The sequence below is a fragment of the Solimonas fluminis genome (assembly GCF_002930645.1).
GTDB lineage: Bacteria > Pseudomonadota > Gammaproteobacteria > Nevskiales > Nevskiaceae > Solimonas_A > Solimonas_A fluminis.
Window position 1 is genome coordinate 79,441 of the sequence record NZ_PSNW01000003.1, and the last position, 12,658, is coordinate 92,098.

At 67.7% G+C, this 12,658-nt stretch carries 9 protein-coding genes, 1 tRNA gene and 1 pseudogene; 6 read left to right on the top strand and 5 right to left on the bottom strand.

Features of this window, described 5'->3' with window-relative positions; genetic code table 11:
• Nucleotides 1–844 precede the first annotated feature (844 nt).
• From dcd to C3942_RS06725, 3 genes are all read right to left on the bottom strand, one after another.
• Nucleotides 845–1,411 carry a dCTP deaminase gene (gene dcd, locus C3942_RS06715; RefSeq protein ID WP_104229613.1) on the bottom strand — a complete coding sequence of 189 codons (567 nt, stop codon included), beginning with the start codon at nucleotides 1,409–1,411 and terminating at the stop codon, nucleotides 845–847.
• The gene (gene apbC, locus C3942_RS06720) at nucleotides 1,411–2,493 is read right to left on the bottom strand and encodes an iron-sulfur cluster carrier protein ApbC (RefSeq protein ID WP_104229614.1); all 1,083 of its coding nucleotides are present in this window, start codon (nucleotides 2,491–2,493) and stop codon (nucleotides 1,411–1,413) included. Before apbC ends, dcd begins: the two co-directional genes overlap by 1 nt.
• A 61-nt stretch (nucleotides 2,494–2,554) precedes the next feature.
• Nucleotides 2,555–3,013, bottom strand: a complete 459-nt coding sequence (locus C3942_RS06725) for a hypothetical protein (protein ID WP_104229615.1) — start codon at nucleotides 3,011–3,013, stop codon at nucleotides 2,555–2,557.
• A gap of 129 nt (nucleotides 3,014–3,142) precedes the next feature.
• Here C3942_RS06725 and metG point away from each other — a divergent pair, with 129 nt between their 5' ends.
• The 4 genes and pseudogenes from metG to C3942_RS06745 all read left to right on the top strand — a co-directional run bounded on the left by metG (nucleotide 3,143) and on the right by C3942_RS06745 (nucleotide 6,892).
• On the top strand, nucleotides 3,143–5,185 hold the full coding sequence (metG, locus tag C3942_RS06730; protein ID WP_104229616.1) for a methionine--tRNA ligase: 2,043 nt from the start codon (nucleotides 3,143–3,145) through the stop codon (nucleotides 5,183–5,185).
• An 80-nt stretch (nucleotides 5,186–5,265) separates the two neighbouring features.
• Nucleotides 5,266–5,901, top strand: a pseudogene (locus tag C3942_RS06735) (RnfABCDGE type electron transport complex subunit B); the annotation flags it as partial.
• On the top strand, nucleotides 5,898–6,545 hold the full coding sequence (gene nth, locus C3942_RS06740; RefSeq protein WP_104229618.1) for an endonuclease III: 648 nt from the start codon (nucleotides 5,898–5,900) through the stop codon (nucleotides 6,543–6,545). The pseudogene C3942_RS06735 and the gene nth, both read left to right, overlap by 4 nt.
• Nucleotides 6,542–6,892 carry a hypothetical protein gene (locus C3942_RS06745; RefSeq protein WP_104229619.1) on the top strand — a complete coding sequence of 117 codons (351 nt, stop codon included), beginning with the start codon at nucleotides 6,542–6,544 and terminating at the stop codon, nucleotides 6,890–6,892. Before nth ends, C3942_RS06745 begins: the two co-directional genes overlap by 4 nt.
• Before the next feature lie 79 nt (nucleotides 6,893–6,971).
• Here C3942_RS06745 and C3942_RS06750 read toward each other — a convergent pair whose 3' ends face one another.
• Together C3942_RS06750 and C3942_RS06755 are read right to left on the bottom strand one after the other, a co-directional pair.
• The gene (locus C3942_RS06750) at nucleotides 6,972–9,914 is read right to left on the bottom strand and encodes an Ig-like domain-containing protein (RefSeq protein ID WP_133164247.1); all 2,943 of its coding nucleotides are present in this window, start codon (nucleotides 9,912–9,914) and stop codon (nucleotides 6,972–6,974) included.
• A 126-nt stretch (nucleotides 9,915–10,040) separates the two neighbouring features.
• Nucleotides 10,041–10,116: transfer RNA gene (locus tag C3942_RS06755), tRNA-Arg, on the bottom strand.
• Nucleotides 10,117–10,300: 184 nt separating this feature from the next.
• Between C3942_RS06755 and C3942_RS06760 the strand changes: the two genes are divergently transcribed.
• Nucleotides 10,301–11,917, top strand: coding sequence for an ExeA family protein (locus C3942_RS06760; RefSeq protein ID WP_243393533.1), 1,617 nt, complete (start codon nucleotides 10,301–10,303; stop codon nucleotides 11,915–11,917).
• Nucleotides 11,914–12,612, top strand: a complete 699-nt coding sequence (locus C3942_RS06765; protein ID WP_104229622.1) for a general secretion pathway protein GspB — start codon at nucleotides 11,914–11,916, stop codon at nucleotides 12,610–12,612. Before C3942_RS06760 ends, C3942_RS06765 begins: the two co-directional genes overlap by 4 nt.
• Nucleotides 12,613–12,658 lie beyond the last annotated feature (46 nt).

A 12,658-nucleotide genomic window follows, 5' to 3' on the forward strand; every position in this document is an offset into this window, starting at 1 on the left:
CCTCTACCTTGTAAAAGAGACAGGCGAGTCCCCGGACCCTTTCGCGGATGCAGGGGCAGAGCCCTACTCGGTTGTCTGCCGAACCGTCTGTGCCGGCGCGGAGCCTTGCGCCTGTAGCCCGAGGCGCACCTGGGCTGGTGGGGATATTTTAGTTTTGGAGTGGTGGAGTTCCTAACGGAGTTCCGTTTTTTGGGGGCGCCGTCCATGGCGGGACTTCACTTCCGGATCGAGCCCCGCCCGGCCATCCATGGCCGGGCGTTCGCCGGCGTGGAGTGCCATTCAAGGCACTCCGCGACAGCCCTGGCTCACCCTTCGACAGGCTCAGGGCGAACGGTTGGTTTAGTCACTTCACGTTCCCCCTCTCGGCAACTGCTCCTGCGTTGCCCTACCTCGGGCATCCATGCCCTCGTCCCCAACCCCTCTCCCGCAAGGGGAGAGGGGGCTTTGGCTTTTCTGCGCAATCAGAAGATGTGAGCGAGTAAAGGCATCCGCGACTCTTCCGAAGTCTTGGTGAGCGCGAGCGAATGCCGTTGACGTTCCGGGTTCCCTTCCAGCAGCGCCTGCCTGGGGGTCGAGTGCAGGGTCGAGCCGGACAGGATGTCCGGCCGAGAACCCTCAGGCCAGGGATGGCCTGTGGGTCCGACCCGTCGCACTCGTCCACCAGGCAGGTTGCCCCGCTTCAGCGGGGCCGCGGATGGCAGGGTACGTTTTCTCTTGGTTACTTCTCTTTGACGTATATCAAAGAGAAGTAACTCGCCCTTAGGCGAAATAAACCATCAGAGAACCACAGCACCTGACCGGCGTAGTCGCCGGCATCCCTGCTTGCGGGCATAGGGAGACAAGCTCAGGTCTTCGGCAGCGTCACGCCCTGCTGGCCCATGTACTTGCCGCCACGGTCCGCATACGAGGTCTCGCAGACCTCGTCGGATTCGTAGAACAGCATCTGCGCCACGCCCTCGTTGGCGTAGATCTTGGCGGGCAGCGGCGTGGTGTTGGAGAACTCCAGCGTCACATGGCCCTCCCACTCCGGCTCCAGCGGCGTCACGTTCACGATGATGCCGCAGCGCGCGTAGGTGCTCTTGCCCAGGCAGACCACCAGCGTGCTGCGCGGGATGCGGAAGTACTCCACGGTGCGCGCCAGCACGAAGGAATTGGGCGGGATGATGCAGACGTCGGACTTCACGTCCACGAAGCTCTTCGGGTCGAAGGCCTTCGGGTCCACGATGGTGGAGTTGATGTTGGTGAAGATCTTGAACTCGTCGGCGCAGCGCACGTCGTAGCCGTAGCTGGAGACGCCGTAGGACACGATCTTGTGGCCATCGGCCGCATGGCGCACCTGCTGCGGCGCGAACGGCTCGATCATGCCCTGCTCCGCCATGCGGCGGATCCACTTGTCGGATTTGATGCTCATCAGTCTTCCGTGATCTCGATGCTCGGAAATGCGTCGTCGGCGGTGCCGTAGGCCAGGCCCGCGGCGGCGCGGCGGGCGATGTCGCGGTAGAGCTGCGACAGCTCGGACTCCGGGTCCGCCGCCACGGTGGGCTTGCCGCTGTCGGCCTGCTGGCGGATGCGGATGTCCAGCGGCAGGCGGCCCAGCATCTCCACGCCGTAGTCCTGCGCCATGCGCGCGCCGCCGCCCTCGCCGAAGATCGGCGTGCTGTGGCCGCAGTTGGGGCAGCAGAACGTGCTCATGTTCTCCACCACGCCCAGTACCGGCACCTCGACCTTGCGGAACATCTGCAAGGCCTTCTTCGCGTCCAGCAGGGCGATGTCCTGCGGCGTGGTCACCACCACGGCGCCGCTGACCGGCACGCGCTGCGACAGCGACAGCTGGATGTCGCCGGTACCCGGCGGCAGGTCGATCACCAGGTAGTCCAGGTCGTCCCAGCGGGTCTCGTTGAGCAGCTGGCCCAGGGCCTGGGCGATCATCGGGCCGCGCCAGATCATCGGCTGGTCGTCCTGCGGCACCAGGAAGCCGATGCTCATGGCCTGCAGGCCATGGGCGACGACCGGGTACATGTTCTTGCCGTCCGGCGACTGCGGACGGCCGCGGCTGCCCAGCATCTGCGGCTGGCTGGGGCCATAGATGTCGGCGTCCAGGATGCCGACGCGCGCGCCCTCGGCCTGCAGCGCCAGCGCCAGGTTCACCGAGACGGTGGACTTGCCGACACCGCCCTTGCCGCTGGCCACGGCGATGATGTTGCGGATGCCGGGCAGCGGCTGCAGGTTCTTCTGCACGGCCTGAGACAGGATCTTCCAGCCGATCCGCACGTCCGGCTCCACGCCCAGCGCCGCCTTGACGTCGGCCCGCACCGCCGCCGCGAGCGAATCGCGCAGGCCGGCGGCCGGAAAGCCGATTTCCAGGTCGATGGCGGGCTTGCGGCCGGCCTCGATGCGGCGCACGGCGCCGGCGGCCATCAGGCTGCGGCCGATCAGGGGATGGACGTGGCGGTCCAGGACCGCGGCGATGGCATCGGGGGTCAGGGTACTCATGGGGCGGGCAGTTTAACCCGCCGCCCCATGAAAAAGCCCGGCGCGGGGCCGGGCTGCAGGGTCAATCGTCGCGATCGTGCTTGTGGCGCTTGTGGTGCTTGAGGTCCTTGCCGCGGCGGCGGTCGTCGTCGTAGCGGTGCTCCACGACGACCTTGCGCGGCCGGTCATGGTAATGATGCTCCACGACCACCGGGCGCGGTCGGCCGTAGTGCCGGACCACGTAGTCGTGCTGGTGGTACGGCCGGTCTTCATCCAGGTCCACCCAGACGCCGCCCCGCGTGTACTGCTGGTAGTACACCGGCAGGCTGGCACCGAAGCGCCAGTTGCCGCCGTCCAGCCAGAACCAGGTGGTGCTGGCCGGCTCGTAGTAGATCTGGTGGGAGGGGTAGTACATGTAGCGGTGCTTGGCCCGGTAGCCATGGGCCGGCGCCCAGTCGGGCGGGTGGGCAAACGCCGCCTCCAGGGGCAGCAGCGTGGCGCCGAGCGCCAGCACGAGGGGAGCGAGCAGTTTGCGGTTCATGGGTGCCTCCGGGGTGGCTCTTTGCAGGACTTGGGGCCAGCTTAGGGGGCGCCGATGAATTGGGCCTGAACTGTCCGCCGCCCCTTGGCAGGTGCGATAATCCGAGTCCATACAAATACCTGTCCGCCCATGAGCCGCCAGATCCTGGTCACCAATGCCCTCCCCTACGCCAACGGCCCGATCCACCTGGGCCATATGGTCGGCTACATCCAGGCGGACATCTGGGTGCGCTACCAGCGCCTGCAGGGACACGAGGTGCACTACGTCTGCGCCGACGATGCCCACGGCACGCCGATCATGCTGGCCGCTGAAAAAGCCGGCGTCACGCCGGAAGCCTTCATCGCCGGGGTCAAGGTCGAGCACGAGCGCGACTTCCGCGACTTCGGCGTGGACTTCGACATCTACCACTCCACGCACTCGCCCGAGAACGAGGAGCTGTCGGCCCTGATCTACACCCGCCTGAAGCAGGGCGGCGCCATCGCCAGCCGCACGATCCAGCAGCTCTACGATCCGGTGAAGGACATGTTCCTGCCGGACCGCTACATCAAGGGCGAGTGCCCGCGCTGCGGCACGGCCGACCAGTACGGCGACAACTGCGAGAACTGCGGCGCCGCCTACGCGCCCACCGACCTGAAGAACCCGCGCTCCGTGGTCTCCGGCGCCACGCCGGTGATGAAGGACTCCGAGCACTACTTCTTCGAGCTGCCGCGCTTCCAGGCCTTCCTGCAGGACTGGCTGGCCGGCGAGGTGGCCCATTCGTCGATCCGCGCCAAGCTGCAGGAGTGGTTCGACGGCGGCCTGCGCGACTGGGACATCTCGCGCGACGCCCCCTACTTCGGCTTCGCCATTCCCGGCGCGCCGGGCAAGTACTTCTACGTCTGGCTGGACGCGCCGATCGGCTACATGGCCGCCTTCCGCGCGCTCTGCGCACCGCGCAAGCTGGATTTCGACGCGTTCTGGGCCGCCGGATCGAAGGCCGAGCTGCATCACTTCATCGGCAAGGACATCGTCAACTTCCACGGCCTGTTCTGGCCGGCGATGCTGCAGGGCTCGCAGCACCGCACGCCGACGCGCCTGCACGTCAACGGCTACCTGACCATCAACGGCGCCAAGATGTCGAAGTCGCGCGGCACCTTCATCCGTGCCCGCACCTACCTGAACCATCTGAATCCGGAGTACCTGCGCTACTACTTCGCGGCCAAGCTCGGCGACGGCCCGGATGACCTGGACCTCAGCCTGGAAGACTTCACCAACCGCGTGAACAGCGACCTGGTGGGCAAGTACGTCAACATCGCCAGCCGCTGCGCCGGTTTCGTCGAGAAGCTGTTCGGCGGCCGCCTGGCCGTGGCCATGCACGACCGCACGCTGTTCGAGGACTTCGCCGCCGAGGCGGAGAACCTCGCGCGCCTGTACGAGTCGGGCGACTATGCCGGCGCGATGCGCGAGATCATGCTGATGGCGGACGACGCCAACGCCGAGGTGCAGAAGCTCGCACCCTGGACCATGGCCAAGGACGAGGCGCGTCGCGAGGAGCTGCACCAGGTCTGCACGACCTTCCTCAACCTGTTCCGCCAGCTGACGATCTACCTCAAGCCGGTGCTGCCAGGCGTGGCCGCGCAGGTGGAGCAGTTCCTGCGCGCCGAACAGCCCCTGTGCTGGGCCGATGCGCACAAGCCCCTGCTGGGCACCGACATCCGCCCCTACGCCGCCCTGATCACCCGCGTCGACACCAAAGCCACCGAAGCCATGCTCGCCGAAGAAGCCGCCAGCGCCGCCCCCGCGGACAAGAAGCCCGAAACCGCCGCCGCCAAGGCCGCCGCCCCGGCGGCTGCCGGCGATGCCGCGCACATCGGCATCGAGGACTTCGGCAAGGTCGACCTGCGCATCGCGCGCATCGAGAACGCCGAGCATGTGGAGGGCGCCGACAAGCTGCTGAAGCTGACCCTGGACCTGGGCCCGCTGGGCAAGCGCCAGGTCTTCGCCGGCATCAAGTCCGCCTACGCTCCGGAACAGCTGGTGGGCCGTCTCACGGTGATGGTGGCCAACCTGGCGCCGCGCAAGATGAAGTTCGGCCTGTCCGAGGGCATGGTGCTGGCCGCCAGCCACGGCGACGGCAAGCCCTTCCTGCTCTCGCCGGACAGCGGCGCCGAACCGGGCATGCGGATCAAGTAATCCCGCCTTAGCCCCCTCCCCTCCAGAGAGGGGCAAGGGGCGGGGGATGCCGCCCGACGAATCCAGCCAGCGACTTCTTCTGCCCCATGAGCTTGCTAGCCGATCGCATCGACGCCCTGCTGCCGCAGACCCAGTGCCAGCGCTGCGGCTACCCCGCCTGCCGGCCCTATGCCGAGGCCGTGGCGGAAGGAACCGCCGGCATCAACCAGTGCCCTCCGGGCGGCGACGAGGGCATCGCCGCCCTGGCCGAACTGACCGGCCGCCCGGTCACGGCGATGAACCCCGCCAACGGCGCACCGATCACGCAGAGCTTCGTCGCCGTGATCGACGAGCCGGTCTGCATCGGCTGCACCAAGTGCATCCAGGTCTGCCCCACCGACGCCATCCTTGGCGCCAGCCAGCGGATGCACAGCGTGATCGCCGCGGAATGCAGCGGTTGCGAACTCTGCATCCCCGCCTGCCCGGTGGACTGCATCGCCATGGTTGAGGCGCCACAGCTCTCGATGCCCGCGCGGGCGCCGCAGTTCCGCCGCCGCTACGAGCAGCGCGAGCGCCGCCTGGCGCGCCTGGCCGAGCAGCGGCGCAGCAGCCACGAACAGCGCAAGGCCATGCTCAAGGCCCGCGCCTCGGCCGGTGATCCCAGCGAGGCCCCGGCGCTCGACCCGGTGGCCCGGGCGCTGGCTGCCGCCCGCGCGAAAGCCGCGAAACCCCAATGAACCCTGCCAAGCGACACGAGATCTTTTCGCGCCTGCGCGCCGCCAACCCGGCACCGACCACGGAGCTGAACTACAGCACGCCCTTCGAGCTGCTGGTGGCCGTGGTGCTGTCGGCCCAGGCCACCGACGTCGGCGTCAACAAGGCCACGGCCAGGCTCTTTCCCGTGGCCAATACGCCGCAGGCGATCCTGGACCTGGGCGAGGAGGGCCTGAAGCAGCACATCAGGACCATCGGCCTGTACCAGACCAAGGCGAAGAACGTCATCGGCCTGTGCCGGCAGCTGCTGGACCTGCATGGCGGCGAGGTGCCGCGCGACCGCGAGGCCCTGGAGGCCCTGCCCGGCGTCGGCCGCAAGACCGCCAACGTGGTGATGAACACCGCCTTCGGCGCGGCCACCATCGCCGTGGACACGCACATCTTCCGCGTGTCCAACCGCACCGGCCTGGCACCCGGCAAGAACGTGCGCCAGGTGGAGGACCGCCTGCTGAAGTTCACGCCGGAGGAATTCCGGCGCGACGCCCATCATTGGCTGATCCTGCACGGCCGCTACGTCTGCAAGGCCCTCAAGCCCGAGTGCATGCGCTGCGGCATCGCCGACCTCTGCGAATACAAGCACAAGCGCCTGCCGCCGCCGACCCCATGAAGCCCTTGAATCCCAAGCCCCGCCTGCACACCCTGCCGATCATCGCCGCCGCCCTCGGCCTGGGCCTGGGCGCCTACTACGGCGAACTCTGGTGGCGCCTGCCGCAGTACAGCGAGCAGGACCTGCAGGCCTCGGTGGAACTGAACCTCGCCATGGACCTGGAACGCCGCGGCCCGCAGCTGCAGCCCTCCACCGAGGACCGCGAACGCCTGCGCCGGCAGATCCGCCAGGAGATCGACGCCGACATCGCCCGCGAACGCCGCGAGGCCCAGCAGGGCTTTGCCTCGGCGATGCTGATGCTGCTGTTCGGCGGGGGGTACCTGCTGTTGCGGTTGCGCACGCCCTAGCAAGTCGGCTTGAGAGGTGTCGCCGCAAACAAGAAGGGCGGCTTGCGCCGCCCTTCTTGTTTGTCTGCCGCTCTCAGCGTCAGGGAGGCGTCACATCGTCAAGGCGCAGACGCAGTTCATACCGCGTGTCGATGCCGCTGGGGCTGACTACCCGTAGCGTCAGGGCGCCCAACTGGTCACCCGGCACATAAGCCTCGTCGACGATGGTCCAGGAGTAAGTGTTGCCCTCTGCGGTGTCGTCGATCGTGTCGGGTACAACGAAGGAATCGACCGGAGTGATCGTTACGTCGCCGCCGTCGTTCGCCAAGGTGATCGTGGTTCCAGAAGGCATCGGCTGATCGTTGACATCGCGGACAACCACGCGGAAGGCCACCGTGCCGCCGGTTCCTGCGCGCGTCGGGATCGTCACGGTCGGCACAGTGCCGTCTTCGAGCACGAAGCTGCCCCCGCTCACCACGATGTCGGCAGTCGGAGGATTAATATCGATCACGGGCCTGGAATCCGACATGACCAGGGTCTCCGTATCGAACACGTAAAGGCTCTTCCTCGTGTCGCAGCCAGCGCCGGCGCAAAGCGTGCCGGTGAACAGGCCATTGGAGTCATCGCGCACGCCGTTACTGTTGAAGTCCACGAACTCTTCCGACCCAGCGTCGTAGATGCCGTCCAGATCGTTGTCCAGCCAAGGCTCCGGCAGGTCCTCGAACGGCTCCCCGGTGTCATAAATTCCGTTGCCGTTGAGATCCACGAAGCTTTCCTCGCCGATGGCGTAAGCCAGGACCTGGCTGCGCGCACGCCGCGGATTCTGGCTGCGCCAAGTGGCGGAGCAGGTGCCATTCTCGATGAGGCAAGAGCCCACAATCGAGCCGCCGTTGGTGCGGAAAGCGAAGGCGGTACCATCCGGCGCCGGATTGTTGAAGCGGTCCGCGGCGCGAATCGTTGCCGTCACGGGGGTGCCATCGCGGGTCCAGGCTTCAGGATTATGCGTCGACAGCGACAGCGACACGCTGTCCTGGTCGGGCAGGCCCGTGGTGATCGTCAGGTTGCTGGAGACGGTCGATACCTTCGTCTCCACGCCACTGTTGATCTGGCTGGCCGTTGCCGTCACGCGGACGGTGGTCTGCACTGTACCCGCGCGCAGGCGAGTCACGACGCGTCCATTGGCATCGGTCACCGCACTGGTCGGTTCCAGCTGAATCCCGCCAACAACGGTGTTGGGCGTGAAGGTGACGGTCTGGTTCGGCAGCGGGCCACCGTTGGTGGTGCGGACCTGGAAGACCAGTTCCGAGACCTCGTTCAAGCCGGTGCCCTTGATGCCGATCGTGGTCGGCGTCGCGGAGACGAAGCTGATCGAGTTCAGCGGACCCGGCGGCGGCAGAGGCGGCTCGGGATCCGGCGTGAACGTCACCGTGGCCGTCTGGGTGCTCACGACGCCTCGCGGAGTGGTCACCTTGATCGTGAAGATGCCCGAGCGCGGCTCGTCGAGCCCGTCCGGCGGCTGGATCGCAAAATTATAGGGATACGGCGCGCCCACACTGGTGCAAGGTTGTATGTAGGTGCTGTCTCCTACGATGGAGCCCAGCGACGTCGTGGCCGTCACCGTGGTCTGGCCCGGCATGGGCTGGCCGACGCTGTCGGAGACCAGTACGTTCACACCCACAGCGCCATTGGACAGATCGATGGGGCTGGGGGAGATCAGGATGGTCGCGGCGGAGCCGGACATGATGATGCGCTGCGAATCACGCACATGCAGCGAGGTGGCCGTGTCGCAACCCGAATCGCAGAGCACGCCGGTGAAGTTGCCGCTGCCGGTCGTGAAGCTGCCGTTGTTGTTGAAATCCAGGAAGGGCTCGTTGGTGTCGCGGACACCATCCTCGTCATTGTCGACGAAAGCCTCATCCAGGTCAGCGAAGGGCTCGCCAGCGTCGTAGCGGCCATCGCCATTGACGTCGGTGAAGCTTTCTTCGCCGATGGCCGTCGCCAGGATCGTCACGCGACGGTTCGCGACGCGCGGCTGCTGCGAGGTAAAGGTCACGGAGCAGGCGCCGTCGGTGGTAAGGCATTGCGGCTGGATCGCTCCGCCCTCTGCCCGGAAGGCCACAGCCGTTCCATCCGGCACAGGGTTATTGAAGCGATCGGCAGCGCGGATGTTGACGTTGGTCGTGGTGCCGTCGTAGTCACCGCCCTCGATGTTGAAGCAGCCCACGCTCAGCGAGAAGCTGTCCTGATCCGCCAATCCCGTCGAGATGACCAGCGAGTCCGACTGCGCCGGCGGAACGTTGGGCAAGCCGGTTTCGGCGGTAACGCGCACGCTGGTGGCTACCGTGCCGGAACGGACGGTCGTCTGCACGTAGCCGTTGCTGTCCGTCTTGCCGGTCGTGGGGTTCAGCGTAATGCCACCGACCGTCGTATCGAGACTGAAGGTTACATCGACATTGGCCACCGGGCCGCCGGCGGAGTTCAGCGCGCGGAACCGCACCGCCGAAGTCTCCGGCTGGCCAGCGCCGCGCAGCCGGATCGCTGTGGGGGTGGCGGAATCGAACTGCAGCGAACTGATCGGCGAGGGCTGCACGGTAACCGTGCCCTGCGCCACGACCGTCGTGCCGTTGACGACCGCGGTGGCGCGAACCACGTCGCTGCCCGAGCACCCCAGTGCCCGATAGGTAACCGAGGCCTGGCCGGCGGTGGCGAATGCGGGGGTGTCGATCGACGCGCGGTCATTCGAAGTGCAAGGGGAGGAGAACGATACCTCCACGAGGCTCGTGACCAGGGCGTTCCCGTTCGCGGTATCAACAATATTGACGCGCAGGGTGGTGCTACCGCCGGCCGCCACCGGCGTCGTGCCGATCTCGATGGCCCCTGCGGTGAAGGTGGAGCCGTTCAGAACACCCATGCTGTATACCGGATCTGCCGGACCGCCGGGATTAGGGTTGCCGGTGCCATTGCCGACCGACCCGCCACCGCAGGCGGCCAGCATCAGCGACGAAACAGCCGCAAACAGCAACCCACGAGTGTTGTTGAACATTTTGCTCCAGCCCGCCGCGTCCCCCGCGGCTCGAGGTAAAAGTCAGCCCGATGCTATCCCAGAAAATCAATCAAAACAAGAAAGTCAGGCAACAAGTGAAAGTAGCGTGCAAAGTGCGCACCAGTGTGGTGCCCTTGGCAGGAATCGAACCTGCGACCTACCGCTTAGGAGGCGGTCGCTCTATCCACTGAGCTACAAAGGCGTCTTGGCACGGTCAGGCGACGTCTGGGGGCCGGCGCGTGACTTTATCCCTGGCGCCGGGGTCCGCATATTGTAGCGCCGCCCCGGTCAAAGCGGCTGTAAGCCATCCGCTATACTCGAACCGGTCCAAGGACCGGTCGCAAAGATCCCAAACTGTGTATACCCAGTTCTTCCATCTCCGGGAGATGCCATTCGCCATCACCCCGGATCCCGCCTATCTCTATATGTCGCCGCGCCACCAGGAGGCGCTGGGGCATCTGCTGTACGGCACCGGCCAGCATGGCGGCTTCGTGCAGCTCACCGGCGAGGTCGGCACCGGCAAGACCACGATCGTGCGGACGCTGCTGGATCAGCGCCTGGCCGATGTCGACGTGGCCATGGTGCACAATCCGCGGCAGTCCGAGATGGAGTTCGTGCAGTCGATCTGCGATGAACTGCACGTCGGCTACCAGGCCCCGGTCACGCTCAAGACCCTGGTCGACGCCCTCAACAGCCACTTGCTGAAGAGCCATGCCGAGGGGCGCCGCACCGTCCTGATCATCGACGAGGCGCAGAACCTGCGGCCGGAGGTGCTGGAGCAGGTCCGCCTGCTAACCAACCTCGAGACCACCAAGGACAAGCTGCTGCGCATCATGCTGATCGGCCAGCCGGAGCTGTCCGAGCTGCTGGCGCGCCCGGACCTGCGCCAGCTGGCGCAGCGCATCACCGCCCGCTTCCACCTGACCCCGCTGAGCGCGGCCGAAACCACCGAGTACATCCAGCACCGCCTGCGGGTCGCCGGGGCCGAGACGGAAATCTTCACTCCGGCCGCCTGCCAGCAGGTGCACCGCTACGCCCGCGGCATCCCGCGCCTGATCAACATCGTCTGCGACCGCGCCCTGCTCGGGGCCTACTCCCAGGGCCAGCGCCGCATCACCCCGGAAATGATCAGGCATGCCGCGCGCGAGGCCATCGGCGAGTTGCCGACCACCTTCGACCCCGGCGCGCCGCGGCGCTGGGCCAGCATCGAGACGCTCAGCGCCGTCGCCCTGGCGGTCTGCACGCTGGCCTTCCTCTATACCTTCGTCATCGCTCCGCGCCTGCAGGCGGAAGCCCCGGCCGCTGCCGCGCCGGCCCCCGCCGTGGCTCCCGCCGGCGCGCCCCCGGCGGCGCCAGGGGCTGCGTCCCCCGCCGCCCCTCCCGCCCTGCCGGCCAGCCAGATGGAGCAGCTGCTGCGCATGCCCCAGCCGCTGCCGGACCTGATGGGCCAGCTGGTGCGCCTGTGGGGCGCCCAGCTGCGCCTGCCGCGCGGGGGCAACCCCTGCGAGGCCCTGAGCCGCGACCGGCTGGAGTGCTACCGCAGCAACGGCAGCTGGTCGGACCTGGGCCAGATCAACCGGCCCGCGATCCTGGTGCTGAAGCTGCCGCAGGGCGAGCAGCATGTGCTGCTGCGCGAACTCACGACGACGCATGCCGGCTTCGATACACCCTTCGGCGTGGTGCGGGTGGCGCTGAGCGAACTCGACACGCTCTGGAGCGGCGACTTCCTGCTGCTGTGGCGCCGCGACACCGCGGAGGCCCCGCTGCGCCCCGGCGACCGCAGCCCCGCGGTGCCCCTGGTCTGGGAGCGCCTGGCGGAGCTCGACGGCATCGCCATCCCGCCGGAGGTGAACACCTACTTCGGACGCAAGCTGGAGGATGCGCTGCGGCAGTTCCAGCACCAGCGCGGACTGCCGGTGGACGGCGTGCTGAACACCCGCACGCTGATCGCGCTGGGCGACGGCCAGCCCTCCACCCCGACGCTGCTGGGGAACCCCCGATGAGCTACATCCTCGACGCCCTGCGCAAGGCCGAGCGCGAACGCAACCTCGGCCAGCCGCCTTCGATGCAGGCGGTCACGCAACCTTCGGCCCTGCACCGTCCGGCCCGGCGCCCGCTGTGGCCCGCCCTGCTGGCGCTGGCCGCGCTGCTGCTGATCGCCACGCTCGCGGCGCTGGCCTGGAAGTACCGCCGCGCCGCCAACCTGCCGGCCACCGCCGAGGTCCCGGCCCAGCCGGCGCCCGCGCCGGCGCCTGCGGCCGCCGCGGCCCTGCCCGGGGACGCGGTCAGCAGCTTCGACGACCTCGCCCCGCCGGAGCCTGCATTGCCGCCGGCCGAGGAGGACCTGCCCGGCTCGCCCATGGCCGAGCCCGCCGCCATCGAGCCCCGACCGGCGGCAGGCACGCCGGCCACCGCCCAGGCGGAACCCGAGGCCGTCGAGGAGCCGGAGGCGGAGGAGGAAGCCGTCCTGCCGCTGGTGCGCGACATGCCCCCGGCCTGGCGCGCCTCCTTCCCCCCGCTCACGGTGGAAGTCCACGTCTATGACGACAATCCCGCCAAACGCTGGGTGATGGTCGGCTCGCGCCGCTACCGGGAAGGCGAGGCACTGGCCGAGGGCCCGCGCCTGGCCGAGATCACGCCGGACGGCATCGTCTTCGAGCACCAGGGCCAGCGCGCCCTGCTGCCGATCGCCCGCTGAAACGAAAACGGGGGAACGGCAAGCCGCTCCCCCGTCCGTTCCCGCG